General features: G+C 55.4%; 1 pseudogene. It reads left to right on the top strand.

Going from position 1 to position 269, the window contains the following annotated elements:
* Positions 1 to 269: pseudogene (locus tag HMPREF2975_RS10220) on the top strand (helicase); the annotation flags it as partial.

The following is a 269-nucleotide window of genomic DNA, read 5'->3' on the forward strand; positions in this document are numbered from 1 at the left end:
GTGGGTGGGCCAGGTGGTAGCCATGTCTGACAAGCAAGTAACCGTCGGCGATCTCGTATTTTCTGACATCGACTCCAACGAATTCCTCAAACAGCTGTACGCCAACCTGCTCTACAACTACGGCTTACATCGATTGGGGCTGGCGGATCGTCACCCATACGACGTGGATCTTGAAGCAGTACTGCGATTCGCAGACCTGCTGTCGAAATCAACCCACCCCACCAATCGTGACCGGCACAGGGTGTGGGCGCAAGAAATCGCGCTCCTGT

This window comes from Actinomyces sp. HMSC065F12, assembly GCF_001814535.1.
In the GTDB taxonomy this organism is placed as follows: domain Bacteria; phylum Actinomycetota; class Actinomycetes; order Actinomycetales; family Actinomycetaceae; genus Pauljensenia; species Pauljensenia radingae_A.